Raw genomic sequence first — 25,219 nt, 5'->3', positions numbered from 1 at the left:
CCGTGTGGGGCGGGGCGGGGACCGGCTGCGCCGGGCCGTGCGGCGCAGGCGGCGGGCCGCCTCGGCCGGGCTGGCCGTCGTGGCGGCGGCCCTGGCGGTGGGCGGGACGGAGGCGCAGGCCACGCGGGGCGCCGCACCACCGCCGGTACGGGCCTCGCACAGCGCCTCTCCGCCCGCGGCGGTGCGGATGGTGTCGGCGCCGGTGCGCATCGCGGACGCCGCGACGGTGCGGCTGCTGCGGCCCGGGGACCGGGTCGACGTGGTCGCGGCCGAGCGCGCCGGGCCGCCCAGGGTGGTGGCCGCGGGGGCACGGGTTGCCGAAGTGCCCCGTCCGGACGCAGGCGTTGGGGACGGTGGGGCGCTGGTGGTCCTGTCCGTGCCCCGGGACACCGCGCGGGATCTCGTGGGGGCGGGCGCCATGACGCGACTGGCGGTGACGTTGTGTTGATTCGCACCCGCGGTCGGTCGATTCGCCGTGAGACGGGGGCCGATTGGACACGCCGTGCCCGGACTGCCGTAGCTTTCGGAACCGTTGGCTCCGTGTTCGGCACATGTGAAGAAAGGCTCAGTGGTGAGCGAGAAGAAGAAGGAGAGCGTGCTGGCAGGCTTCAAGGCCTTCCTGATGCGCGGCAACGTGGTCGACCTGGCGGTGGCCGTGGTGATCGGCGCCGCGTTCACGAACATCGTGAACGCGGTGGTCAAGGGGCTCATCAGCCCGGTGATCGGCGCGGTGGGCACGCAGAGCCTGGACGGCTACAAGTCCTGCCTCAAGAGCCCTTGCGGCATCGGCACGAACGGCCAGCCGACGGGCGTGGAGATCCTCTGGGGCTCCGTGCTGAACGCCACTCTGACCTTCGTGATCACGGCGGCGGTCGTCTACTTCCTCATGGTCCTGCCCATGGCGAAGTACCTCGCGCGGCAGGAGGCCCGCCGCAAGGCCCGGGAGGGCGTCCAGGAGACCATGGAGATCACCGAGCTGGAGGTCCTCAAGGAGATCCGGGACACCCTGGTCGCGCAGCGCACCAACGGCGCCCGCAGCGCCGCCCCCGGGGGTTCGCGCGACGCGTTCTGACCGATCCGGCCGTCCCGGCCGCCTCGGCGGGTCAGATGTGGTGCGGGGGCTTCTCGTCGAGGAAGCGGGCCAGGTCGGCCGCGCTTCCGCCGGCGGGCGGCCGCTCGCCCCAGCCCCGGTCGGTGTCGTCCGAGGACTGCTGGTCCAGCGGGTCGTCGAAGACCAGCTTCGGCTTGGGCCGGGGCCGGTCGCCCTCGGGGACGGGACGCGAGGACTGCGGGTCGGAGGCGGGGGCGCTGCTCATGCCTCCAGGGTACGGCCGCCCCCGCCCGCGGCCCGGCTCAGCTGGAGGCCTCGGCGCCCTTGCGGGCGTAGAACCACCAGCACACCGCGAGGCAGCTGGCGTAGAAACCGATGAAGAGCCACAGCGCGTGGGTGACGGCCATGGCCGCGAACACCGCCGGGATGAACAAGAAGCCGTAGGCGGCGATGGCGGAGGAGAATCCGGTGACGGCGCCCGCCTCCATCTCCGACTGCTTCAGGGCCGCGGCCTGCGCCTCGGGCCCCTGGCCCTCGGCCTCCCGCATGTGCTGGTCCCGGAAGATCACCGGAATCTGCCGGAAGGTCGAGGCGTTGCCGAGGCCGGAGAAGGCGAAGGCCGCCAGGAAGCCGATGAAGAAGGCCCGAAGCTGCCCTGATCCCCGGCGTGCGGCAGCGCGAAGACCACCACGACCAGGGAGGCGGCCATCCCGACGAAGGACAGCATGGTGACCCTGGCGCCGCCGACTTTGTCGGAGAGCCAGCCGCCGGCCCAGCGCATGAGCGCGCCGACGAAGGGGCCGATCCACGCATAGGTGGTGGCCTGGTAGCCCTGCGCCTCGATTGTTCTGGATCAGCAGGGGCAGGCCCGCGGCGAAGCCGATGAAGGAGCCGAAGGTGCCGACGTAGAGCCAGGTCATCAGCCAGTTGTGCTTGCGCCTGAAGATGATCTTCTGCTGGCTGAAGGGGGTGGAGGCGACCTTCAGGTCGTTCTGCCCGAACCAGGCCACCAGGGCCAGGACGATCAAGACCGGCACCCACACGAAGGCGGCGTTCTGGAGGCCGGCACCGCGATCCACAGGTTGCGGGTCGCGACCCGCTTCCCCGTGGAGCGCCAGAAGGCCGGATCCTCCGGCGACCACTGCGTGATGGTGCGGCCGGGGCGGTACTGCGCCGGATCTGCGAGCGGCAGCTGCCTCTGTACTTCCTGCGTGGCGGAACTCATGGCGTGGTCCTGAACTGCGAGAAGGGTCTCCTGACCCATCCAGGCTCCGGTGCCGGGGGCACCCCGCGGCAGAGGAGAAGGCACTGTGGGCCACGGGACAAGGTCCCGTCCCCCACAGTGCGTTGGTCGCTGCCCCGGCGGCCGCCGCCCGGGGCACAGGGGTGGCGCCGGCAGCGCGTCCGGCTGCCGGAGGCAGGTCCCTCTGGTCTCCTGGCCGGTATGGCCTACTCCCCCATGACCGCCCGCAGCCCGGACGAGGACCACCGCGCGTCCACCCCGCTGGAGCTGTTCTTCGACCTCTGCTTCGTCGTCGCGATCGCGCAGTGCGGGGCACGGCTGGTGCACTCGCTGGCGGAGGGCCATCCCGTCACCGGGGTGATCGGCTACTTCTTCGTCTTCTTCGGGGTGTGGTGGGCGTGGCCTAACGGTGCAACAGGTTGATCTGAGCCTAGCGTCTCCCCTGGTCCGGGGACCATCCGCACAGCAGGAAGCCCCGCCCGCCTGCCTCGGGGGGAGCGGAGCAGCACACGGGCGGGGCCTCGGGGCTGGGCCGTCAGGCAGCCCCCTTCCTCTCAGCCGGTCAGCTCCGGCCGACCGGGCGAGAAGGGCTTCAGGTGGACTACTTGGAACGTTGTGGCCGGTGAGATACTCGCGCGCTTCCAGCGGATACCGATTTCCCCGCCCCCGTGGCGGTCACGCAATGGGCGCATTCCGGCTTCATGCCAACCGCCGTGACCGCGTTCACGTCCGCAAGTAGCAGAGTCATTCAAGTGCCCGCCATAAGGCGGCACCCCGTCCGGCACGCGACGAATTGCCGCCAGCTGATAGGGGTAGAGCTTCACCCATGCTCCACACGGTGCGGAGCGCTCCGTGTTGTAGCGGTCAGACAGGACAGACACGTGTGCACTCCGACTCTCGCTAGCACGACTTCAAGCATGTGCTTTAGGACTCTGGGGCTGATTCCCAAGTGGACCCCTATTTCTAGATAGGTCTCACCGTTGCGCATGCGCTGCCGAATCTTGTCCTCATGCGCGGCTATGTACTCTCGCTGTTGCCGCATTTCCCGGGCGGACTGTTTGCTCACCGGTACGGGCTTCCGCAGTCGCCCCCGTGGCCTGCCGGTTGGCTGCACGTGTCAGCGTGGGTGCAGTGCAAGATGACCTGCATGTCTACCGCGTCGCCTTCCCAGACCAGCCAGAAGGCGCCGGGGGCGTCATCTCGCGACTCTGCCAACTTGCCGGTGTGCTCCCCGTGGTGACTCTTGCGGAAGTCGCACACCGCGCCGTGCCTAACAGGAACCATTTCTGCGGGGTCCACGAAATTAGCCAAGAGAGTCTGGACGTTGTCCGGAACGCTGGCCCCCGCAAGGCACCATTCGTCAAAGGGGTTCGGAGTGGACGGCTGCACTGTTCCACCTTTCGGCCAATAAGCGTCAGCCGGAATGGCGGTTAACTCCGGCCGGTAGTCGGTCACTGGCCAACTCCATTTCGACTGCCTCGACGGCTGCTTGTACGAGTTGGGGGGCGGCATCGCGTATGGCACTCATCCACTCACGGGCTTCCCGGGCAGCGAGGATTTCGGCAAACCCCGCATTGAGTAGCGCCCGTTCCTCCGGAGTGAAGGACTCCCGAAAGTCGTTCACGCTCTCTCCCTCGCTGCATGGATCTCTTCCGGCTTTGCCGGTCGCAGCGTCTCGGGTTGGGCGTACCACTTTCCGCCGGTCCCGATCGGCCGAAGCCGGTAACCCTCCCCCCGCACGAAGCCCAGGGAGCGACCCACACGGCCCGTAGCGGCGTCCACGACGGCGTCTCCCGCCTCGGGCGCATACGGGGGCTGACGGGCCGTCCCAGGGGCGTTCACAGCTTTGCCCTCAGCCGGGCATGAACCGTCAGAAGGAGAGCCCTGTTCGGCACGGCGTAGCCCTTGCGCGGCACCCAGGGGGGAACGTCGGCCCATGCGGGGAACGGGTCGCGCTCGCCTTCGGGTCGGAGCCGGTGGAAGTCCCCGCGCGCTATCGCGTGATCCAGATTCGCCACGCTGTCGCCCGCCATGGCTCGCACAGTGCCGTTCGCCATCAGCCCTCGCCGTCCCCTCGGGTGTCGGTCCGTGGATATTCCCGCGACGCAGGGGGCCGAAGTAGGGGCATTCCTAGGGGCAAGTGCTGGTCGATCACCCGTTCTTGCCCTGTCTAGGGGCAGCGGTAGGGGCAAGATGAACCCATGGCTATTGGTGCGCTGATCACGGATCTACGCAAGGCTCGCGGCTGGAGTCAGGGGCGGCTAGCGTCAGCGATCAATGACGCCTTCGGGACGAACCTTGATCGGGAGTACGTGAGCCGCTGGGAGCGTTCCAAGGTGACTCCGGGGACTTACTACCTCCGGTGCCTGTCGGCCGTCCTGGACGTGCCCCTAGCCGCTCTAGAGGGTGAAGTGAAGCGTCGTACGTTCCTGACCGATGCAGCCGGGGCTGCCATAGCGCCCGTGGTCGCCTCAGACCTCTTGAGTGTGGGGTTCGCCGCCCGGCTCCAAGGGGGTCCCTCTGCGGAGTCGTGGGAAGCCAAGCTAGCCACGTACGGCACGGAGTACATGAGCCTCGGCGCTGCCGACATTCAACAACGTGTATCCGGTGAACTCGTCGTCGTGCAGCAGCAGTTGGACGAACCTCGGTTGTGGTCGGTGGCCGCTCGGCTCATGACCCTCTACGCCAAGACGTTTCCCGGCTCGGACGGCTCCAAGGCGGTTCAGTGGTACCGCATGGCAGCGGAGGCAGCTGACCAGTCCGGCGACGACGAAGCACGCGTGTGGGTCCGAGGTCGAGCAGCCATTGCCCTCGGGTACGAGGGGGCGTCACTCGGCGTCGCTGACGTGCTGGCCGATCAGGCAATGGCGATCAGCGACCGGCCGTCGCTGGGGCTCCTGAACGCGATCTACGGCAAGGCACACGCAGCAGCGATCCGGGGCGACGTGGCCACCGCGCGGAAGCTCATGGAGCAGGGGCGGCGCGTGTTCGACAAGGCCGGGTCGTACGAGCAGACCAGTGACTACGCGGTGCCGTGGTGGCGGCTCAACGTCTTCATCTCGCTTCTTGCCGCCCGACTCGGAGACGAGACCGCAGCGGTAGCCGCACAGGAGGCAGCACGGCGCGAGCTGCCCGCATCGCTACCCAGGTTCGCGACTCATCTGGAGATGCACCGGGGCCTCATGCTCGCCCGGTCCGGCGACGTGTCCGGCGGAGTGACCTACGCACGGGCTGCCTTGGACGCGCTGCCCCCGGAAAAGCACTCGCTGACTCTCCGGCTTCTCATGGCCGAGGTGGAACAGTCCTGACGCTCGCCTGAGATTCGAAGGCCGCCCGACCCCTTGCAGCACTTGGCCCGACCCCCCAGCCGGCGAGGGGTGGGCCCTTCGAATCGCAGACAGCCCAGAAACGCCGAATGCCCCCCGCCGCCCAGACGGGCAACAGGGGGCAGGGGTCAGGGGTCAGAAGTGCCGGGGGCAGCAGCCGACCGCGAAGAGATCCAACGCGCTTGGCACTGAGCCGAGTTCGAGCTGAAATAGCGTCGCCAGCACGGGCCATAGCGGGTGTTCTAGCGGGTCGTGCTCAGCCAACTCACAGCAGAGTTCCCGGAGTTCGTCACTGGCCATTGCGGTACGCGTCCAGAGCAGCGACAGCAGCCGCGCGGGCAGCGTCGATGGGGTCGGCCGAAGCGGCGGGGTCGGCCGTCTTCTCGTGTGCCGACAGGGCCGTGTCGAGCTGACCCAGGAAACGCAAGAGCGGGTGGGCCACGGGCACGCCGGACGAGCCAGGGACCGTGACGCCTTCAGCGACGATCTGAGCCGCTACCGCATCCCAGACGGCTCGGAGTGCCGGGTACCGCTCCCCGTCCCCTGAGGCGGGCTCAGGGCGGATCTTGGATGCCGTCGCAGTGACCTTGCGGGCGCGGGCTGCCGCCTTGCGGTGAGCCTCGCTGCAATACCGGGTGCGCCGGTCGGCGTCGGCAGGAATCGGCACTTCGCACGGGGCGTGCGCACACCTTCGTCTCATGAGTTCCCCCTCTTGAGTTGGCGGACAGTCCGGAAAGGCTTGTCCGGGACGGACGCGAAAAAGGAGCTGGGACTGGGATCGCTGTGACTGTTGCCGTCGAACTTTTCCCGCACCCTCCCCTCCCCGGAATGAGTTCTCAACCGAATGGCATTGCTTCATTCGATGACTGCAATGCAAGCGGTTTCGCGATTGAACGGAACGGATGTGACCCGCACAATGTCGGTGCGTTTCTCGTCGCGTGTGCAGCCAATGCACCAGACAGCAGGATCGCGCTTCTTGTTGCTGAAAAGAACAGCGAGGCCGTCAACGGGGCCAAAGCCGTTGCAGTGCTGGCAGTGGAGAGTGTGCCCGCGAGCAGCCATGTGCTGGACGTTTCTCGCAAGCTGCGTAAGCACTGGATTGCTGTGGAGCCGGGCGGCCCGGACCTTGTCGATCCGGGCACCCATAGACTTCATCATTCGGCCACCCCTACCGGGGGCTCCAGCGCCATCATCCGCCACTCGCTCATAAGGCGCGCGCACTCCTTGCACACCACCCGAATTCCATATTCGGGAAATGTGCTCTTCAATCTGATGAACCCAGCCTCATGCACGCGGCTGGTCAGCAGGAGCTCAATGCCCCCATCGATTGGGTATCGCTTTGCGTCCTTCTTGCAACGCTTCGACGGGCAGGCCCACAATCCGTCTGCCGACTGCGCCCTCACTTTCGCGAGCGCCTTACGCTGATTGTCGTTGTAGTGCATTTACGCGACGGCCTTGGTCAGCACCTGGACTCGGGCGGCATTAGAAACATGGACACCGCCGATACGGGCACGACCCGCTATGAAAGTCTGGTCGTGCTTGAATGCTTCCTCCATGGTGTCTGTACCCGCCACCTCAAAGGCCTTGCGAATTCCCATCGCTACGGAAGCGGCGTCAAGCACCACGATGGTTCCTTCCGGAAGGGTGGGAGTTCCATCAGCAAGCGGGGGCAGGACGGTCAGCTCGGGAAGCTGGGAAAGTCGAGCGGCGTCAACAGTCTTTCGGATTGCAGCAGCGGTCTTGGGGTGGGCAAAGATGCCGGTGGCGATTCCGCCCGATGTCTCAACCCTGGCGACGGCATCGGCGAGCGCGTCGTAAGAGACCCCGGCAGCGGGATAGGTTCCGGCAGTTCCATCCGCCAAGAGGCCAGTGACAGCGTGGTCGCCATCGTTGGCGCCGTTCATTACTGCGTGGTCGATACGCTGCCCAACGGCCGCAGCGAGCGCATCTCGAATGGAGTCGTCCTGAGTGGGCACATCGGAAAGCGATTCGTTCGATGCGGAGACGATCGCCGAAACCTTTACGGACCGGACGAATATGCTCTGCACGGGAGCCTCGGAGGCGGCCTGAGCGGCATTACGAGGCTGGACAAACGCAGTCAGTGCGGGGGTCACCGGAATGTACCCGTTGGCCTTGTCGAACGTGAAAGAAGTCAGTCGGTCGATAAGACGGCTACCGCGCCCACCGGCCGAGAGGATCAGATCTACCGGGCGCGTGTCCTCGGCATCGACAAAGTCCAGCGATCGAAGCTCAGACAGCTTCCGACCGTAAATCAGAACCTGATCCCGGGAGCGCTGCGCGTGAGTGACAAGCGAGGGATACAGGCTAAGGGTGCGCTGATCCATCTCGTCGGCACGGGCAGCCTCCTCGACTGCCTCCCTCACGGCCGTGTCATGGCGCTTGATGGTGTCGAGAAGGAGGGATTCGCGCTGACGGTCTACGGCGCTGCGAATACCGCGCTTCGTGAGTTCTTCGAGACCCCGTACGGCGCCTTCCCGGGCGTGCAGCGAGTCGGCAACAGCGTTTGCGTTGAGGTTCATTCAAATTCCAATCGGTTCTTTACTGCCGGGGTCATGCCGGCTGAAGCGAATTGATTACGGGGCGTCGTTCATGACGCGCACGCGCCGACATACGACGTCGGCAACCTGGAATTCATGCCGGAGGAATGCAATCTGAATTGCTTCCCGCGCATCACGTCGGGCTTCTCGGGCTTCATTGGTGACGCTCTTCCAAAGTCGTTCGCGGAGCCGGAGGAGATCCGCAGGCGTCAGCCCTCGGCGCTCACGGTCATAGGTTCGATGGCAGCGGCGACAAAGCGGGATGTAGAAGTCTGGGTCATTGCAGTACGCGCGCCCCCTGGCGTCCCGTTGGATATCCGGGGCCGTCCAATCGAGGGCGTACTGTGCGGCATCCAGCCCGCAGTATTCGCACTCCTGGTAAGCGGGGGGACCGAATTTCTTCTTGGCTCGTGCGTGCGCACTCTCATATGCGGCCTTCACGCGCCCATGCCGTTCTCAGTAATACGGCGTGTGGTGGCGGTCTTGGCCTGCTGGACTGCGAACGTAATTGTGGAGTAGGCGGCAATGCTGCTGATCAGTTCCGGCAGGAACTCCATTGCGGGATGAGGATCTCCCTGGGGAAGGGGTCCGTCCTGCGCCACCTCGTCCAGAACGCTGCTCAGTAGCTCAACCAGGCGCAGCCGAATATTCGGGTCCCTAGGGGGCGGAGTGGTTCGCTTCGGCATATCGGCAGGTGTTGCCATTTTTGTTTCCTTGTTTTTGGGTATACGAAAGCCCCCGACCTGAGAAGCCGTGCCAGCGGCAGTCTCAAGACGGGGGCAAATCTTCGGGATTGCGTGCCACTGGCATGGCGTACGCAACGGAGAGGGGGCGAGGGGCTAACCCGGCGCTCCGTTTCTCACTTGTACTAGAGCGGAAGGGATTCTCATCCCGCGACGGCTCGGGTGGGTGTGCAGAATTGCAGCTTTGTAAGGAGAATCTGATACTGCTTAGAGAACTCTAATAGCTTTCTAGAATTGCTTACAAAGCTGCACTTCTGCATGACGTCGGCACCCTGCTGACTGCTGCCGCAGTACCCAGCGCCTCAGCAACCCTCCGCTGGAAAGCCCACGGCAGCAGCTCAGGGGTGCCACTCGGGGCCCGCCGCGCGGTGGGCAGCGGCTCCGTGGGGATCGTGGGCATTAAAGGGCCCCGCCCGGCAAGTAGATGCCGGGCGGGGCTGGGAGGGGCTTAGGGGGCCCTACGCGGCCTCGTGGGCCTCGCGCTGGAGGCAGGTTCGTTCGACGGAATGGACCGCCTCATCTATGTCTCGCGTGTCGCGCTTGTCCCGCCACTCCAGGATTAGCCGCTTCTCAATGGGCGTCCGGTCTCCCTTCCCCTTCGCAGGCAGGATGGTGACGGATTTGAGCGCAGCTTGAATAAGCGCGCGCCGTCCATCGATTCCGGCACCTTCCCAAAGAGTGGTCAGAGCTTCAACGCTCATCAGCGGCGAAAGGTCGGCTAGCTTTCCAAGTTCGGCAAGCTCCACCTTTAGCCCAACTATCTGCGCTGCCAGGTCGGACCGAAGAGAGTCATACATAGACTCGTCCATTCCCCCGCTGACACCAAGGAAGAATTCCTTGTTGAGCTTGAGTTCGCGAGACGCTGCGCGATCGAGTGCAGCAGATACGGCTTGCTTCCTCGCTTCCTTTGTCGGGTCCTCATAGGAGAGCCAACGTCGGGCAATTGCAAGGATGGTCGGCGAGTCCACAGGAAGACTGAGTATGTGTTGCGTCCAGATTGCCTCCATTGCTGCGTCTAGCCGATCCCTCTTTGTGGAAACACCGACGCACACCGACGGCCCTTGGTTGACACGGGCAATACACCGATAGTTGCTGCCACCGTTGCCCATGAGGCCCTTGCAGTACGGGCAGCGGAACGATCCGGTCATGATGGTTGCCGCTTTACGTATGCCGCGTGTCCGATCTCCAATGGCAGTGCCAGCGCGGGACCGCCCGGAGATAATTGCCTGGATTTTCTGCCATTCGGCGAAACTTACGACTCCCTCGCCCGCCATGATGGGGTGGCCGTCGTGGCCCATGAGTGGTCCGCCTCGGAACCACTTCTCAAGAGGGTTCCCAAATTCGTCCGTGGCCCGCTCTCGATCCGGGATGCAACCTGCCCAGGCAGGCGAGTGTGCGAGCTGAATTACCGTCTGCGCTCGCCACTGCTTACCTTTTCGCGTGGGAATCTTGCGCTTGTTCAGGCTATTAGCGATCTCAGCCGGAGTTACTCCATTGAGGAGGGGTTCCGCAATGAGATACCGGGCGGTTTCGTACTCGGCTGGGTTGTGCTGGAGTCGGCCGGATCCCTTGGGGCACTCCAGCCCGTATGGGGGGATTCCACCAACCCAGCGGCCTTCCCGCTTGTGCGCATCGACGCCGACTTTGGTGAAGTGCGCAATGTCTGCTGCCTGTTCCCGTGCCTGCTCGCTGAGGATGGCCAGGACCATGCGCGATCCCTTAGAGGAATCGATCTTTTCGACTGTCACGACGATACGTGCACGGCGCTTGTCGAACGCGTCTAGAAGTGTGCCCACCTGTCCCATGCCGCGCCGGGACAGCCGACTCGTCTTGTACACGTAGAGCGTCTTCGACTGCCCGCCGATTACAGCGCCCGTCGCGTTGTCGAACTCCTCGCGCTTCACATGAGCCTTGCTCGCTGAGCGCTGTTCGAACCAAACACGTCGGACCTTCTTGCCGTCCCCCTCCGCGTAGGCACATATGTCGCGCACCATCTGACGCAGCGTCGACAAGGTGTCCTTCTTCTTGCTGCGCCTTACGTACATCTCTGCCAGGTCGTCCGGGGACCCGGTCGGGACCTCCCAGAGTCCTAGGCGCTGTAGCTCCTCGTCCGCAAAGCCCAGGGTCCGCAGGGTGGCCAGGTCGTCGCGTTCCATGTTCATCCGATCCGCCGAAGTAACCCGCTGCTGACGGGCTAGGCGCGGAAGGGATTCCTAGTACGCGTTTTGCCTGGTCAGAGCGGTGATGCTCCGTTGGTCCACGGGTGGGCGTGGATGAACTTCACGTGGTTCGCCTCCGCCTACGACTGCGACGACGTGCCGTACCGGATCGCGACCCTGGTGCAGATCGCCGGTGTGCTCGTCTACGCGGCGGGGGTGAGCCGCGCCTTCGACGAGAACGACTGGACCGTCGCCGTCGTCGGCTACATCATCATGCGCGTCGCACTGACGGCGCAGTGGCTGCGGGCCGCCTCCGGGGAGACCGGCACGGCCCGCACGGCGGCGCTGAAGTACGCCGCCGGACTGGTGCTCTGCCAGCTCGGCTGGGTGGGGCTGCTGTTCGCCCCGGACGACTGGAAGCGGTGGCTGTTCCTGGTCGTGGCCGCCTGCGAGCTGCTCGTTCCGGTGATCGCCGAACACGGGCACCAGACGCCCTGGCACGCCCACCACATCGTGGAGCGGTACGGCCTGTTCACCATCATCGTGCTCGGCGAGACGATCGCCGCGAGCACGGTCGCGGTCAAATCGGCGCTCGACGAGCACGAGGCCCTCGACCTGCTGCTGCCCATCGCGGCGGGCGGACTGCTGATCGTCTTCGCCGCCTGGTGGATCTACTTCGCCGTACCGATGCACGAACGGCTGGCCTCCAACCGCGAGGCGATCCCGTGGGGGTACGGCCACCTGCTGATCTTCGCCTCGGGTGCGGCGATCGGCGCCGGCCTCGAGGTCGCGGTGGAGCACGCGGTCCACAAGGCGCACGTCTCCCAGCTCGCCGCCAACGCGGCCGTGACCGTCCCGGCCGCGCTTTTCCTGCTGATGGTGTGGCTCCTGCACTCCCGCCACTTCAAGCGCGGCCTCGCCGAGCAGCTGGTGCTACCGGTCGCGGCGCTCGCCGTACTGGCCTGTATGTGGACGGGCCCGTACGCCGTGCTCTGGGCGGGGCTGGTGTCGACTGCGACCGTGGCGGTCGGCGTGGCCCTGTCGACGCGGTCGAGCCCTCGTTGACCGCCTGCGGCCCGGCCTCCCGGGGCTCCGCCCCAGACCCCGCGCCTCACACGCCGGCGGGGCTGAATTCAAGCCCCGCCGGCGTGTGAGGCGCGGGTCCGGGCAGAGCCCGGCAACAGCGCCGCGCGGAACCGTCACTCCCGCGCCCCCGCCGCCGTTTCCAGGCCATGACACTCCCCGCACAACGCCCCGGCGAAAGCCCCGCCAGGGAACTGGCCGAGCCCGGCTTCTGGCAGCAGCCCCCCGCCCACCGCCTCGCCGCCTTCGCCCGCCTGCGGGCCGTCGGCTCCCCCGTCTTCGTCCCCGAAGGGCCCGGGTACTGGGCCCTCGTACGGCACGCCCAGGTGCAGGAGGCCAGCCGCCTCCCCAAGGTCTTCGCCAGCGCCCCCGGTGTGACCACCCCCGAACCGGCCCGCTGGGTCCGCGCGCTGTTCGGCGACTCGATGGTCAATCTGGACGGCCCCGACCACGCCCAGCTCCGCAAGATCGTGCAGCGGGCGTTCACGCCCCGCCTGCTGGCGGCCGCGGAGGAGGACATCCACGCGGTGGCGGCCCGGATCGTGGACGACGTACTCGCAGACGAGCCGGACGAGTTCGTCTCGTCGGTGGCCTCCCGGCTCCCCCTGGACGTCATCTGCAACATGATGGGCATCCCCGAGCACTACCGCGCCGAGATCGCCGACCGCGTCAACCACGCCTCCGAGAACATCGGCGTGGAACGGGGCCTGACGGCCCGGCTGCGGATGCCCGGGCGCGGGCTGCGCGCGCTCGCCCGCATGCAGCGGATGGTGGCGGGCATCGGACGGGAGCGGCGCAAGAACCCCACCGACGACCTGATCTCGGCCCTGGTCTGCGCGAACGTGGACGGCCAGGCCCTCGGGGCCCGCCAACTCGGCGCCTTCTTCTCCCTCTTGATGGTGGCCGGGGTGGAGACCACCCGCAATGCGATCACCCACGGGCTGACCCTGCTCACCGACCACCCGGACCAGCGGGACCTGCTGCTCTCGGACTTCGAGAAGTACGCGGACGGCGCGGTGGACGAGATGATCCGCCACTCGACGCCGATCATCCAGTTCCGCCGGACGGTGGCCGCCGAGCACACCATGGACGGGCACGTGTTCCGGCCGGGCGACAAGGTGGTGCTGTACTACGCCTCCGCCAACCGCGACGAAGCCGTCTTCCCCGACCCCGACGCCTTCGACATCACCCGCTCGCCCAATCCGCACCTGGGGTTCGGCGGCGGCGGCCCGCACTTCTGCCTGGGCGCGCACCTGGCCCGGGTGGAGATGAAGGCGCTCTTCCGCGAGCTGCTCACCCGGCCGGTCGGGCTGCGCGCGGTGGGGCTGCCGGACCTGGCGGGGTCGAACTTCGACAACCGGGTCCGCTCGCTCAAGTTCGCCTTCGAGCGCCCCTGACGGGGCCCGGGAAGGAGAGGAACCGGCCACCGGGCAGGCTGGGAGCCCGGCGGCCGGAGCGGGTGGTGGCGGCACCCGGCGTGCGGCTACTTCTGCAGGCGCCGCACGGCGAGGACGCAGTGGGCGCTGCCCGTGAGCACGGACTCGTCGCCCGCGAACTCCTGCAGGGTCTTCGCGTCGACCGGCTGCCCGGGGACCGCCTCGGGCCAGGCGCGCGTGGCGAACAGGAAGTAGGCCTGCCCGCTCTCGTCCGCCGCGGCGACCCACTCGTCGGGGGCGGTGCACTGCGCGTTCATCCCGGGCAGGGTGAGCGCGATCTGGTTGCCCTCCAGCAGGATCTGCACCGGAAAGGCCGCCGGGTTGCGCGTACCGTCCATGACGACGTCGCCGATGGGCAGGCCGATCTCCTCCAGCAGCCCGCGGGCCGCCGCCTCGCCGGCCTCCCGGCCCTTCGGACCGTCGCCGAGGGTGTAGGCGAGGAGGTACGGGATGTCGTGCGCCTCGGAGGGGTCGCCGATCCAGGCGAGCACGGAAAGGGTGCCGAGCTGGGACCGGTCGATTTCGGCTTGAGTAGAAGTCATGCGCCGCACCCTAGTGGTCCCGCCCCCGGCCCTTTCACGGCCTTTCACCCGGGCGGGCTAGACCGCCCAGAATCCCTCTCCGGAATTCGCCCGCATGTTCGCGTCCTGGTACTGGAGGCGCACAATGCGCGTGTTTTCCGGGATTTCGAACACCACCCATCCTTCGGCCCGCTCACCCACCTCCAGGGAATCGAAGAGGAGCGGTTTGCCGGTGGTCAGCTCACCGGTGGACACCACCGGGTGGCGCCGCCCCTCGCTGTCGTGCGCCCACATGCGTCCGAGGGCCCCGTACGAGGTCCCGCCCACGTTGACGAAGGACATCTGGGCGGCCACCCAGCGCTTGCCGGCGGGCGGGGCGTAGTTCTTCTCGACGCTGATCGCGGGGTCCACGTACGAGGCCAGCACGGCCTGGAGGTGCCGGCCGACCTGCGCGCCGTCCACCCGTACGGAGTCACCCACATGGGCGAGCTTCATGGCGGTCCGTACGGGTGCCTCCGCGCCCGGCGCCCCGTCGTCCACCGGAACGGCGGGCGCAACGGCCGGGGCGAGCGCGGCTCCCTCGGGGGCGCTCTGGCAGGCCGTGGCACCGAAGAGGAGGAACGGGAGGAGGGCGGCGGCGAGGACGGGGGTGTGGCGGCGGGCGGCGGACTGACGCATTCGCGATCCCTTCGGGATGTATTTCGGTCAGTCTCACGCCCCCGAGCGGGCAATTGCACTCACCGACACGAGTGCGCCCGCGGAGTGCGTGCGACCGGTTGCGGCCAACTGCCAGCACAATGCGTTCCGGCGGATTCCCGCCACACGGATCCATCTGGAGGAAAGAATGCGCATGTCCGGCCGCCGAATGGCACTGGCAGCTCTCTCCGCACTGGCCGCCACCACGGTATTCACCGTCCCGGCCGGGGCCACCGTTTTCAACCAAGGTATTTCCGTACATCATGACGCTCACATCGAAGGGGACGGCGGCGTCATCCTTTCCGGCACGTACCACTGCGAGCAGGCGTCACCCTCAGGGGCGATGCAGATCAAGGCGACCGTCGAGCAGGACGGCAGCACGCTGAGCATCAACGCGGAGCAGCCCGTCTGCGACGGCACCGAGCGCAGGTGGGTGGCGCACACCCCGGCCCGCGTCGAGGGCCTGCCGGTCGGCTCGCTGGCCCTCGGCGAGCGCCTGCACGCGGGCCGCGCGAAGGTCACCGCGGAGCTCCAGGAGATCCGCCTCTCGGGTCTGATGCCGCGGTCGGTCGCCACGGTCGCCCAGGACACGCAGGACGTCGAGGTCCACGCCGGGCACTGAGCGGCAGCGGGCCCGTGGCAAGCGCCCGTCCCCTCCGGTAGCCGCCGCTACCGGGACCGGGCGCTCGGGGCCCGCCCGCCCGGCAGACACGGCACACCGCCACACCCGCCCCACACCCGCCCCACACCCGCCCCATGGCCGCACCCGGCGGCGCACCCGCACCCCGACGGGCGTCAGCGGCACTCGGGTACGACGTCCGTCATCGACATGAAGGCCACCGACCGGCATTCGGCGTCCGCGTGCGGACGCCCCGTCGTCCAGTCCACGACGGTCGGCGCCCCGGCCGCCAGCAGGACCAGGGCCAGGGCTCCCGTCACGGCGGCCTTGCTCAGCCCGCGCACAACACGATCCGTTCCATGGACCGCATCATCACCCCGCCCCCGGCGCCCCACAACCCGGGGTGACCGTCCGGTCACCCGGCGCTCCGGGGATTGCCGCCGACGGTGAACTCGCACCACACCGCCTTGCCGTCGCCCCGGGACTCCACTCCCCAGTGCGTGGCCAGCGCGTCCACCAGCAGCAGCCCGCGCCCCGTGGTGGCCGCCTCGCCCGGCGTCCGCCGGCGCGGCCACACGCTGGAGCGGTCCTTGACCCACAGCCTGATCCGCCGGACGGGCTCGGGCAGCACCTCCATGGTCAGCACCGCCCCGCCGTCGGTGTGCAGGAGGGCGTTGACCAGCAGCTCCCCGGCCGCCAGCTCCACGTCGTCGGCCAGATCCGGCATGCCCCAGTCGCGCAGCGCCTGGCGCAGGGCGTAGCGGGCCTCCGAGAGGCCTTCCGGGTCGGCCTGGTGGACGTACTGGTGGATGCGGGGCGCCCGGTGGGTGCCCGGGTCGGGGGCCCGGCGCAGCACCAGCAGGGCCACGTCGTCGCCGGAGCCCCAGCGCTCCCAGAGCCGGTCCGAGAGGTGGTCGGCGAGCGCCTCGGGCGCTTGCGGGCCACTGCGCACCGCCTGCGCCAGGGCCGCCATGCCCTGGGTGATGGTGGTGCCCGGCTCCTCCACCAGGCCGTCCGTGCACAGCACGAGCGTCTCCCCGGGGACCAGGTCGAGCCGGGTCTCGGGGAACTCCTCCTGCTCGAAGACCGAGGCCAGCCCCAGCGGAAGGCCGCCGCGCACGTTGGGCCAGCCCGTACGCCCGTCCGTGTGCCGGATCAGCGGGCCGAGGTGGCCCGCGCGGACCGCCCGTACGCCTCCGGTCTCCAGGTCCACCTGCGCGTACATACAGGTGGCGAAGCGCTCGGTGTCCAGTTCGGCGAGGAAGCGCGAGGCCCGGGCCAGCACGGTGGACGGCGGATGGCCCTCCCCCGCGTACGCCCGCAGCGCGATCCGCAGCTGGCCCATGATGGCCGCCGCGTGCGTGTCGTGGCCCTGTACGTCGCCCACCACGATGCCGACGCGGTCCCGGGGCAGCGCGATCACGTCGTACCAGTCCCCGCCGACCTCCCGCCCGCTCCAGGCGGCGTGGTAGCGGACCGCGATCTCGCCGCCGGTGATCTCCGGGATCCGGCGCGGCAGCATGGCGGCCTGCAGGCCCGTCGCGAACTCCCGCTCCTGGTCGAAGAGGAGAGCCCGCTGCAGGGACTGGGCCACGATGCCGGCCAGGCCCAGGCACAGGTTCCGCTCCTCCGGGCTGAACTCGCTGCGCCGCCGGTAGAAGAGGACCAGCCCGCCGATCGCCTTGGCCTGCGCGATCAGCGGCAGGTAGGCGGCCGCGTCGAACCGGATCCGGTTCAGGTAGTCCGCCAGGAGCGGGAACTCGCCGCCGAGCTCGGCGAGCGAGGTGACGAAACGTGCCTGCCGGGTGAGCACCGCGTGCGACAGCGGCAGCGAACCGTCCAGCCGGGTGAACCGCCGCTCGCCGAGGATCTCCAGCGACTCCCCGCTCAGCGCGATGATCTTGATGGTGCCGCCCTCGACCAGCCCCAGGGCCAGCCCGTCCGCACCGAGCCGCTCCAGCGCGCCCGCCCCGGTCAGCGCGGCCGTGACGTCGTCCACCGTCACCGCCCGCGACAGGGCCTCCGTGGTCCGCTGCACGATCGTCGTCTGCTGGGCGCGCGCCGCCTCCAGCTTGCGCAGCAGCGTCGCGTGGGCCAGCTCCGCCGTCGCGTCGCGGACGATCCCCACGATGCGCTGCGGCTGCCCCTCGCCGTCCCGCAGGACCCGGCCCGAGGTGTGCGTCCACTGGTCGAGGCCGTCGCGCCGCTGCACCGTGAAGTACGCGCCGTACGTGTCCCCGCCGCTCTCCAGGACCCCCGCGATGGTCTCGGTCAGCCGGTCCCCGTCCTCCGGCCGGATGCGCAGCCCGACCCCCTCCGGGGTGCCGTCGAACTCCTCCGCCCCCAGGTCGAAGACGGACATCGCGGCGTCGTCCAGCACCACCGTCCCGGCGCCCAGGTCCCACTCGAAGCTGCCCATGCCGTTCAGCGCGAGCCGCTCGCCGGGCGCGGTCACGGGGGGACGCCGGACCGGCTCGGGTCCCTCGCGCTCCGCCGCTGCCACCTTCGACACCACCTAACGGCCCGGCCAGCACGGCTGCGAGATCAGCCGCTCCCACTCCTCGTCAGGATGCCCCGGAAGGGTGCGCCCGGCCTCCCGCCAGCGCTTGACGACCGAGAGGTAGATCGAGGGCTGGTCGGCGGACGGTGCCGTCGCGTACGGGCCCCCGTACGGGCCCGCGTACGGACCCCCGTACGGGCTCGCGTACGGGGCACGTTCGAAGCCGCCGGACCTCGCCGTCGTGGCGGGCTGTTCCGCGCGGCTGGCGGGAATGCGCACCCAGCCGCGGCCCTGTGCTCGCTCCGCGCTCATCACGGACCCCTCTCACCGCGGATCTCACCGCAGATACGTCGTCGGATGCCCTGGGGGTACCCCCGGAGAAGGTCCGGGGGAAGCAGCCCGGTCGAACCGGGCGACACCGGTGGAGCCCGGCCGCGGGCCCCGGGCACCGAGGCGCTTGCGGACTCCTCTCACCAGTCTCCCCGCCGTGAAGCCCGCACCGTGCACGAATCGCATGGAAGGGCCGAATGAGGGAGCCGCCAGCAGCCCCGCGAAGAACAGTCCGGGCCACGAGGACTCGAAGCTGGGACTCAGCTCCGGCGCCCTGCTGCCCCCCACGGTCTCCAGCCCCGCGCGCAGACCCGCGTCGAGCAGCTCCAGCCGGGCCAGGTCCGGGACGAAGCCGGTGGCCGCGATGACGTGCGCGACGTCCAGGACCACGGATTCCCCCGCCCGGGTCGTCAGCCCCAGCCGGGTCCGCTCGCCCGCCGCGACCGCCCGCTGCAGCCGGTGCCCGAGCATGACGGGAACGCGCCGCTCGAAGCGGTCCCGCAGCCACCAGGCGCCGGCCGGGCCCAGCGCGGTGGCCGCGATCCGCTCCCGGGTGGACGCGGGCAGCCTGTGCACCGCCCACGGCAGCTCCGACCACACCCAGCTGCGCCAGCCGGTGCCGAGGCCGCTGTGGGGATCGCGCAGGGCGCGCAGCGCGGGCCGGTCCAGGGGCTGCGGGACGGTGTTCCAGTTCAGCCGGGAGCGGCGGGCGACCAGGCACGGCCGGGCGCCCTGCTCGGCCAGCAGGGCGGCGGTCTCCAGGGCCGCCTGCCCGGCCCCGAGCACGGCGACCTCGCGGCCGGCGAAGCGGGTCAGGTCGCGGTGGCCGCTGCTGTGCGAGTAGTGGGCGGGCGGGAGCCCGCCCAGCCCCTCGGGCTGGTGGACGAAGGGCATCACCCCGACCGCGAGGGCGACCGTGCGGGCGAGCAGGGGCGGTCCCTCGGCGGTGCGGACGCGGAAGCCGTCGCCCTGCGGGGTCACCTCCGTGACGGTCACCTCCTCCACCTCCGGCGCGGCCTGCCGCGCGAACCACATCCCGTACGCACTGAACGTGTCGATCGGCAGCGGAGTGCCGTGTTCCGCGGCCAGTCCGCGCGTGGCGCAGTACTCGGCCAGGGTGTGCCGCCCGTCCGGCGCGGACAGGTTGGAGGACCAGGGCTCCGACTTCAGGTACATGCCGTCGGGCATGTGGTCGCGCCACGAGGCCATGGGCCGCCCCAGCAGCCGTACGCCGAGCCCCGCGCCCGCCGCGTGGGCGGCGATGGACAACCCGTACGGGCCCGCGCCGATCACCACGAGATCGTCGATCCGCGTCACGGCCGCTCCTCCAGCTCGATGGTCACCGGCCCGGCCCGGTCGGCCGCGCCGGCCGTGGTCAACGCGTCACCAGCTCGTCCGGCTCGGCCGACGCCTCCGGCGGTACGGGGCGGGAGGCGGGCGCGCCGGCGGCCCCGGCGACAGGTGTGGTGGCGGGCCCGGTGGCCGGCGCGGCCGCCGACTGCTCCCCGCCGCGCTGGCGGGGCGTACGGACGACCGCGCGCGCCGTGCGGCGGCCCTGCGCCGGGACCCCGCGCAGGACCCGCACCCCCTTGCCCGCACCGCGCCCCAGGAAGGCGCCGAGCATCGCCAGGAACGGCCGCAGGTCGTCGGCGGCGAACCAGGCCGTCTCCACACCCCCGCCCCTCTTCGGGGCCGGCCCCGCCGCCGTCCGGCCCGGGCCGGACGGCTGACCGGCGACCACCGGCGGGTCCATGTCCGCGGCGCCGTCCGCCCGGTCGGCCGCCGCCGGACCCGCGGAGCCCACGGTCCGGTCAGCCGTCCGGACCGCCGTCCGGTCCGCCCCGCGGCGGCGCGGCAGCGAGCCGCCCCGGACCGCCGCCAGCAGCGCGTAGTTCTCGGCGACGAACACCCGGCCCGGACCGCCCGAGGGCTGCGGCACCCGTTGGCCCGTCAGATCCAGGTACATCGCCTGGACCACGTCGAGTCCGGCCGCGTCCGTGAACAGCCTGAACTGCGCGCCCGGACGGGGATTGAAGTCCACCAGCCGGAAGCACCCCTCCTCGTCCCGGCGGAAGTCCAGGTCCAGGATCCCCTGGTAGCCCAGCCGTTCGGCGAGCCGCAGCGCCGCCTCCTCGACCGCCGGGTCCGGCAGCCAGCGCCCCACCGCCGTCAGCCCCGTCCGCACCGGCCAGGACAGTTCCTTGCGCCCCGATCCCGCGAGGAGCGGAAGACCGCCCCGGGTGAAGGCGCCGTGGAAGAACCAGTCGGTGTCCGGACCGGCCGGCAGGAACCGCTGGAGGAGCAGCCGGCTGCCGGCCTCGGCGGAGCGTTCGTACAGCCGGCGCGCCTCGGCGGCGGTGTGCACCAGCGTGGTGCTCCGCAGCCCGTCGGCCCCGGTGGGCAGCAGCCAGGGCCGGCTCCACTTGGCGACCACCGGCAGGCCGAGCCGCCAGGCCGCCTCGGCCGCCTCCGCCCCGCTCGCCGGGATCACGGTCTCCGGGTGCGGGACGTCCCAGCGCGAACAGAGCCGCGACAGCTCGGCCTTGTCGGCCACCCGCGCGGGCAGGTTGTCGGGCTGATGGGGGATCCGGAACCGGTCTCGGAGCATCGGCGCGACCCGGGACACGGCGATGGCGCTCAGGTCGTCCATGGCGATGAGCACGGCCTGACGGCCGATCCGCTCCGACACCCCGGTCAGGCACTCCAGCAGCGCCTCGGGCGCCTCCGGGTCCAACCCGCCGGCCGGCCCCGCGTGCACGGCGCGCAGATACCGCGAACGCCCCATGGGACCTCCCCCGGCCTCGACGACGGCATGGACCTCCACGCCCTTGCGGCCAAGGGATCTGACGGCGCCGAGGGTTCCGTGGTGGAACGGATTCCGATCGAGTCTGAGCACAACGGCGGGCACATGGTTGAGATACGCGTGCATGGCAACGGTGTCTTTCACCTAGTCGGACCAAGCGGGGGTGGTGTGCACCTGCTAATGGCCTACGCGGCAGTCACCGAACAGGCCATTCGTCAGATCTGATGCCTAACGTCTTTGGTAAGCACACCGATTCAGGAAAGCTCGGGAGACGCCATGCCCAGACCACGCCGCCGACTGGCGAGCACCTGCATCGGTACGGTCACGGCCGGACTGCTCGCCACCGGGGCCGCGCTCGCGGCCCCCGGCGAGGACCGGTCCGAGGGCCCGGACATCGCCATGGGCGCCTATCTCGACTACGGGCCGCCCGGAGTGGCCCGGATCCCGCACCTGTCGGACTGGCTGGGCGGCAAGGAGATCCGGGTCGGACACACCTATCTCCCCGGTGACCAGTGGGCCGGCATCGAGGGCAGGGTCTCCTTCCTGGCGGACTGGGCCGAATGGCGCCAGGCCGAGGACGACCGGATGTTCGTCCTCAACGTGCCCATGCAGGAAAGGAACGAGGACCGCGTGCCCGACTACGAGGTGGCCCAGCTGATCAGGGCGGGCGCCGAGGGGCAGTACGACCGGCACTTCAAGAGGCTCGCCAAGCGGCTGGTGTCGCTGGGCGTCCCGGACACGGTCATCGTGCTCGGCTGGGAGATGAACGGCGCCACCTACACCCACCGCTGCGCGCCGGACCCGGAGAACTGGAAGGCGTACTGGAAGCGCATCGTCACCACGATGCGCTCGGTGCCCGGGCAGGAGTTCAAGTTCGACTTCGCTCCGAACAGGGGTACGGACGCGATCGGCTGGACGAAGTGCTACCCCGGCGACGACGTGGTCGACATCATCGGAATGGATTCGTACGACCAGGCCCCCGGCAGGACCTTCGACGACCAGATCACCCAGCCGTACGGGCTCCAGCGGCACGTCGACTTCGCGAAGGCACACGGCAAGGCGATCTCGTACCCGGAGTGGGGGCTGTTCCGGCGCGGGGACAACCCGGAGTACGTACGGCGCATGCTGAAGTGGATCGAGCAGCACAAGCCGCTCTACCACACCATCACCGACTACTGCCCGCACGGCGTGTGGCAGTGCAAGCAGAACCCGGAGTCCGCGAGGGCCTTCCGCGACGCGCTGATGCCCGAGCGGCCCGGCCCGGTGATCCCGACCCCGGTGGTGCCCACACCCGTGGTCCCGACCCCGGTGGTCCCGACCCCCGTGGTGCCCACGCCGGTCGTGCCCACGCCGGCGTTCCCGACCCCGCAGATCCCGACCCCGCAGATCCCCACGCCCTCGGTCCCCACCCCGGGGATTCCGACGCCCGGGATCCCCACGCCCGAGGTCCCCAAGCCCTCGCCCGTGGCACCGAGCCCCGTGACGCCGAGCCCCGAGGTCCCGCGACCGACCCCGAGCCCGCTCGTCCCCACGCCGGTCACCCCGAGCCCGGAGGTCCCGGCACCGGTCACTCCGGCACCCGTCACCCCGAGCCCCGAAGTCCCGGCACCGGTCACTCCGGCACCCGTCACCCCGAGCCCCGAAGTCCCGGCACCGGTCACTCCGGCACCCGTCACCCCGAGCCCCGAAGTCCCGGCACCGGTCACTCCGGCACCCGTCACCCCGAGCCCCGAAGTCCCGGCGCCCGTCACTCCCAGCCCGCTCGTCCCGACGCCGGAGGTCCCCGCTCCCGAAGTGCCCGAGCCTTCGCCCGGGCTCCCGACGCCCGAGCTGCCCGAGCCCTCGCCCGTGGCCCCGAGCCCCGAGGTCCCGGTCCAGTCGCCCACGCCCCCGGCCTCGCCCGTGGCGCCCTCGCCGGCCGTGCCGAAGCCCGAGCCCACGCCGCCGCAGCCCCTGCCGCAGCCGCCGCTCAACAGCTCGCAGTGGTGCGTGCCGCTCAACTTCGGTGAGTGGCTCTCCAAGCTGGTCGGCAAGCAGTCGGTCTGCGTGAAGATCGACTGGGGCAAGGACTTCGGCTTCTGGCCCTTCTAGACGGGTCATCGCACCCGCAGTTCGTTGAGCCGCGCCCGCCAGTCCCTGGCGGCCGGCAACGCCTCCCGCAGCGCGCCCACCGCCCGCTCGCGCCCCGTCACCTGCGACTCGTGCAGCCGCAGCAGGGGCGCGAGCGCGGTCGTGGCCAGCAGGAACCGCTGGTTCACGACCGCCTCGGGCCGCCAGTGGTTCTTGTACGGCTCGTTGCCGCGCAGGAAGCTCACCACCGGCCGGCCCTCGGCGAGCGCCCGCCCGGCCTCGTAGCGCAGCAGCAGCGTCGCCACGTCCACCTTCCGCGTCCGCAGGTCCGGGTCGGCCCCGTAGAGGTAGCCGCCGCTGAGTCCGGCCGACAGCAGCGTGACGTTGGCCGCCACCACCTTCCCGTCCAGCCGGAACTCCGTCAGACGGCCCTCCCCCGCCCGCACCATCCGCCGGGTGGCCCGGGTCAGGTGCTCGGCGAAGCGGGGCCTCAGGTGCTCGGGGGTCACCCCGCGGCCGCGCCACTGCTTCTCGTGGAGCCGCAGCAGGCTCCGTACGGCGCGCGGCACTTCCTGCTCGGTGACCTCGTGCTCCTCGATCCCGGCCGCGTCGGTCTTGCGCAGCTTGGCCCGCACCCGCTGGGCGCCCGACGCCGGCATCCGTTTGACCAGTTCGTCGAACGGCAGCGTGGGCAGCTCCATGCAGGTGGAGTCGGTGAGCTTGCTGGAGACCCCGGGCCACTGCCGGTACAGCTCCTCGGCCGCGGCCCCGGGACGCACCTCCCGCAGGTCGACGACGGCCCCGCGGGCGGCCCGGTGCAGCCCGCGGGCCAGCGCCGGGACGACCTGGTCGGCGTACTCGGCGGCCACGAGCACGTCGGAGTAGTCGGTGATGGGGCCGCCGAGCGGCACCAGCAGCGGCATCGGCCGGTGTACGAGCATCAGCGCGGCCGCGCCGACCAGTTCCTCGCCGCGCCGGACGAGGACGATCCGGAGCCGGCCGTCCTTCCCGTACGACAGCCACCAGGAGTGCAGCCAGGCGTGGCTCTGGAAGGGGGTGGCGGTGGGACAGCCGCGGAAGAGCCGGTTCCACGGCTCCTCCAGCGCGGCGAACTGCCGGGGGTCGCGGCACAGCGTCACCGACAGGGCCCCGGCGGAGCCCGAACTCATCGCACGGACTCCTTCTCCTTGGCCGAGGCGGGCTCACCCTGGGCGGGGAGCGAGGCGTACTCCTCGACCGGGGACGTCACCGCGGGCTCGGCCGGGGACGCGGCCACGGCCTGGACCGGGGCATGGACCTGGGCCACGGGCCCGTCCGCGTGCTCCTCGGGGCGCCGCGCACGGCCGGGCCGGGCGAGCAGCCACAGTCCGCCGAGCAGCCCGCCGGCGCACATCCCGACGGCGCCGCTGATGGCGGCGGACGGGGAGGCGGGCTCGGCCGGGGCCACGGCCTGGTTGAAGAGGAGCAGCTGGACCCCGGTGTTCTTGGCGGCCTGATTGCTGCTCAGCGAGAGGGCGTCGGCCACCGCGTTCGCGACGTCGGCGGCCTCGGACGGGCTCTTCGAGGTGCCCGTGATGGCGATCATCGGGGACTCGGGAGAGGTCTCGGCCCGTACCTGGGTCCGCAGCTGCCGGGCGGTGATGCCGGCGCGGGGCTGGGCGTAGGCGAGGGTGGAACTGCTGGTGGCGATCCGGGCGTACGCCTGCGCGAAGCCGAGGGCGGTGGCCGGCTCGGTGGTTTCGTCGGGCACGGCGACGACGTAGCTGGTGGCGGCGTACTCGGGGGCCTTGAGCACCCCGTACGCCCCACCCGCGGCCAGCCCCAGCACGGCGCACACGGGCAGCGGCCACCACGCGGGCGCCGCCGGCAGCCGCCGCCGGGACTTCTTCTCGGAGCGGTGGTCCGGCTTCTTCTCGGCGGACCTCCTCTGAGACTTCCGCTCGGGCTTCTGCTCGGACTTCTGCTCGGACGTCCGCTCGGACCTCGGCTCGGGCCTCTGCTCGGACTTCTTGTCGGACTTCTTCTGGTCGGCGGTATCGGCCATGAGCGTGCTCGCTTCCTGGGTGGAGGGTGGTTCGGGG

General features: G+C 70.0%; 21 protein-coding genes and 2 pseudogenes. 9 read left to right on the top strand and 14 right to left on the bottom strand.

The features are described from left to right. The first annotated feature begins 4 nt into the window (after positions 1 to 4). Complete coding sequence (locus RIU97_RS24175; RefSeq protein WP_404959674.1) at positions 5 to 448, top strand: hypothetical protein; 444 nt, start codon at positions 5 to 7, stop codon at positions 446 to 448. A gap of 123 nt (positions 449 to 571) precedes the next feature. Beyond that, a complete protein-coding gene (gene mscL / locus RIU97_RS24170; protein ID WP_404959673.1) occupies positions 572 to 1,072 on the top strand; it encodes a large conductance mechanosensitive channel protein MscL in 501 nt (166 codons plus the stop codon). Positions 1,073 to 1,103: 31 nt separating this feature from the next. On the opposite strand, the gene RIU97_RS24165 is transcribed toward mscL, so the two are convergent. Both RIU97_RS24165 and RIU97_RS24160 read right to left on the bottom strand, forming a co-directional pair. Beyond that, positions 1,104 to 1,316, bottom strand: a complete 213-nt coding sequence (locus tag RIU97_RS24165) for a hypothetical protein (protein WP_404959672.1) — start codon at positions 1,314 to 1,316, stop codon at positions 1,104 to 1,106. Positions 1,317 to 1,353: 37 nt separating this feature from the next. After that, the gene (locus RIU97_RS24160) at positions 1,354 to 2,193 is read right to left on the bottom strand and encodes a hypothetical protein (RefSeq protein WP_404959671.1); all 840 of its coding nucleotides are present in this window, start codon (positions 2,191 to 2,193) and stop codon (positions 1,354 to 1,356) included. Positions 2,194 to 2,495: 302 nt separating this feature from the next. Here RIU97_RS24160 and RIU97_RS24155 point away from each other — a divergent pair. The 3 genes and pseudogenes from RIU97_RS24155 to RIU97_RS24145 form a co-directional block, all read left to right on the top strand. Further along, positions 2,496 to 2,702, top strand: a pseudogene (locus tag RIU97_RS24155) (low temperature requirement protein A); the annotation flags it as partial. Between the two features lie 1,793 nt (positions 2,703 to 4,495). Beyond that, positions 4,496 to 5,602 carry a helix-turn-helix domain-containing protein gene (locus RIU97_RS24150; protein ID WP_404959670.1) on the top strand — a complete coding sequence of 369 codons (1,107 nt, stop codon included), beginning with the start codon at positions 4,496 to 4,498 and terminating at the stop codon, positions 5,600 to 5,602. A gap of 846 nt (positions 5,603 to 6,448) precedes the next feature. Beyond that, positions 6,449 to 7,045 (top strand): hypothetical protein, encoded by a 597-nt coding sequence (locus RIU97_RS24145; protein ID WP_404959669.1) that lies wholly within the window; start codon positions 6,449 to 6,451, stop codon positions 7,043 to 7,045. A gap of 17 nt (positions 7,046 to 7,062) precedes the next feature. Here RIU97_RS24145 and RIU97_RS24140 read toward each other — a convergent pair whose 3' ends face one another. The 3 genes from RIU97_RS24140 to RIU97_RS24130 all read right to left on the bottom strand — a co-directional run bounded on the left by RIU97_RS24140 (position 7,063) and on the right by RIU97_RS24130 (position 11,077). Next, entirely contained in the window at positions 7,063 to 8,160 is a 1,098-nt protein-coding gene (locus RIU97_RS24140) for a phage major capsid protein (RefSeq protein ID WP_404959668.1), read from the bottom strand. A gap of 455 nt (positions 8,161 to 8,615) precedes the next feature. Continuing rightward, complete coding sequence (locus RIU97_RS24135) at positions 8,616 to 8,882, bottom strand: hypothetical protein (protein WP_404959667.1); 267 nt, start codon at positions 8,880 to 8,882, stop codon at positions 8,616 to 8,618. A gap of 497 nt (positions 8,883 to 9,379) precedes the next feature. Then, entirely contained in the window at positions 9,380 to 11,077 is a 1,698-nt protein-coding gene (locus RIU97_RS24130; protein WP_404959666.1) for a recombinase family protein, read from the bottom strand. A gap of 108 nt (positions 11,078 to 11,185) precedes the next feature. Here RIU97_RS24130 and RIU97_RS24125 point away from each other — a divergent pair. Next, positions 11,186 to 12,145 (top strand): annotated as a pseudogene (locus RIU97_RS24125) (low temperature requirement protein A); the annotation flags it as partial. A 167-nt stretch (positions 12,146 to 12,312) separates the two neighbouring features. Continuing rightward, on the top strand, positions 12,313 to 13,560 hold the full coding sequence (locus RIU97_RS24120) for a cytochrome P450 (protein WP_404959665.1): 1,248 nt from the start codon (positions 12,313 to 12,315) through the stop codon (positions 13,558 to 13,560). A gap of 86 nt (positions 13,561 to 13,646) precedes the next feature. On the opposite strand, the gene RIU97_RS24115 is transcribed toward RIU97_RS24120, so the two are convergent. Next, the gene (locus RIU97_RS24115) at positions 13,647 to 14,141 is read right to left on the bottom strand and encodes a DUF5949 family protein (RefSeq protein WP_319731091.1); all 495 of its coding nucleotides are present in this window, start codon (positions 14,139 to 14,141) and stop codon (positions 13,647 to 13,649) included. A 57-nt stretch (positions 14,142 to 14,198) separates the two neighbouring features. Continuing rightward, the gene (locus RIU97_RS24110; protein ID WP_404959664.1) at positions 14,199 to 14,798 is read right to left on the bottom strand and encodes a DUF4352 domain-containing protein; all 600 of its coding nucleotides are present in this window, start codon (positions 14,796 to 14,798) and stop codon (positions 14,199 to 14,201) included. A gap of 16 nt (positions 14,799 to 14,814) precedes the next feature. On the opposite strand from RIU97_RS24110, the gene RIU97_RS24105 reads away from it, so the two are divergent. Beyond that, positions 14,815 to 15,438 carry a DUF6299 family protein gene (locus tag RIU97_RS24105; RefSeq protein WP_404959663.1) on the top strand — a complete coding sequence of 208 codons (624 nt, stop codon included), beginning with the start codon at positions 14,815 to 14,817 and terminating at the stop codon, positions 15,436 to 15,438. A gap of 173 nt (positions 15,439 to 15,611) precedes the next feature. On the opposite strand, the gene RIU97_RS24100 is transcribed toward RIU97_RS24105, so the two are convergent. The 5 genes from RIU97_RS24100 to RIU97_RS24080 all read right to left on the bottom strand — a co-directional run bounded on the left by RIU97_RS24100 (position 15,612) and on the right by RIU97_RS24080 (position 21,050). Further along, positions 15,612 to 15,779, bottom strand: a complete 168-nt coding sequence (locus RIU97_RS24100; RefSeq protein WP_404959662.1) for a hypothetical protein — start codon at positions 15,777 to 15,779, stop codon at positions 15,612 to 15,614. Positions 15,780 to 15,850: 71 nt separating this feature from the next. After that, entirely contained in the window at positions 15,851 to 17,938 is a 2,088-nt protein-coding gene (locus RIU97_RS24095) for a SpoIIE family protein phosphatase (RefSeq protein ID WP_404959661.1), read from the bottom strand. A gap of 12 nt (positions 17,939 to 17,950) precedes the next feature. Next, positions 17,951 to 18,247, bottom strand: a complete 297-nt coding sequence (locus RIU97_RS24090) for a hypothetical protein (RefSeq protein WP_404959660.1) — start codon at positions 18,245 to 18,247, stop codon at positions 17,951 to 17,953. 24 nt (positions 18,248 to 18,271) lie between these two features. Continuing rightward, a complete protein-coding gene (locus RIU97_RS24085; protein ID WP_404962916.1) occupies positions 18,272 to 19,573 on the bottom strand; it encodes an NAD(P)-binding domain-containing protein in 1,302 nt (433 codons plus the stop codon). Between the two features lie 67 nt (positions 19,574 to 19,640). Continuing rightward, positions 19,641 to 21,050, bottom strand: a complete 1,410-nt coding sequence (locus tag RIU97_RS24080) for an ATP-grasp domain-containing protein (protein WP_404959659.1) — start codon at positions 21,048 to 21,050, stop codon at positions 19,641 to 19,643. Between the two features lie 294 nt (positions 21,051 to 21,344). Here RIU97_RS24080 and RIU97_RS24075 point away from each other — a divergent pair, with 294 nt between their 5' ends. After that, the gene (locus RIU97_RS24075; protein ID WP_404959658.1) at positions 21,345 to 23,159 is read left to right on the top strand and encodes a glycosyl hydrolase; all 1,815 of its coding nucleotides are present in this window, start codon (positions 21,345 to 21,347) and stop codon (positions 23,157 to 23,159) included. Positions 23,160 to 23,164: 5 nt separating this feature from the next. Here the strand turns inward: RIU97_RS24075 and RIU97_RS24070 are convergent, their stop codons facing one another. Together RIU97_RS24070 and RIU97_RS24065 are read right to left on the bottom strand one after the other, a co-directional pair. Next, positions 23,165 to 24,307 (bottom strand): GNAT family N-acetyltransferase, encoded by a 1,143-nt coding sequence (locus RIU97_RS24070; RefSeq protein WP_404959657.1) that lies wholly within the window; start codon positions 24,305 to 24,307, stop codon positions 23,165 to 23,167. Then, positions 24,304 to 25,182 (bottom strand): lipopolysaccharide biosynthesis protein, encoded by an 879-nt coding sequence (locus tag RIU97_RS24065; protein ID WP_404959656.1) that lies wholly within the window; start codon positions 25,180 to 25,182, stop codon positions 24,304 to 24,306. Before RIU97_RS24065 ends, RIU97_RS24070 begins: the two co-directional genes overlap by 4 nt. Positions 25,183 to 25,219 lie beyond the last annotated feature (37 nt).

The sequence above is a fragment of the Streptomyces sp. 147326 genome (genome assembly GCF_045000215.1).
Classification (GTDB): Bacteria; Actinomycetota; Actinomycetes; order Streptomycetales; family Streptomycetaceae; genus Streptomyces.
The sequence above is the reverse complement of the archived record's forward strand: the minus strand, read 5'-3'. Positions and strand labels throughout refer to the sequence as shown.